The following is a 268-nucleotide window of genomic DNA, read 5'->3' as shown; positions in this document are numbered from 1 at the left end:
ATCTCAGTGCCAGTGTGGGGGATTGACCTCTCAGTTCCCCTACCAATCAAAGTCTTGGTGAGCCATTACCTCGCCAACTAACTAATTGGACGCATGCCCATCTTACATCGATAAATCTTTAACAGCTACTGGATGCCCAGTTACTGTCTTATGCGGTATTAATCTCCCTTTCGAAAGGCTATCCCCCAATGTAAGGTAGGTTGCATACGTGTTACGCACCCGTGCGCCACTATGTCCGAAGACACCGTTCGACTTGCATGTATTAGGC

The 268-nt window shown here is 48.1% G+C and carries 1 rRNA gene; it reads right to left on the bottom strand.

Going from position 1 to position 268, the window contains the following annotated elements:
• Positions 1 to 268: ribosomal RNA gene (locus U0R10_RS11375) — 16S ribosomal RNA — on the bottom strand; the annotation flags it as partial.

Origin of the sequence: Aquirufa avitistagni (assembly GCF_042715545.1) — a bacterium.
In the GTDB taxonomy this organism is placed as follows: domain Bacteria; phylum Bacteroidota; class Bacteroidia; order Cytophagales; family Spirosomataceae; genus Aquirufa; species Aquirufa avitistagni.
Note: the sequence above shows the minus strand (reverse complement) of the source record. Positions and strands in the feature narration are given on the sequence as shown.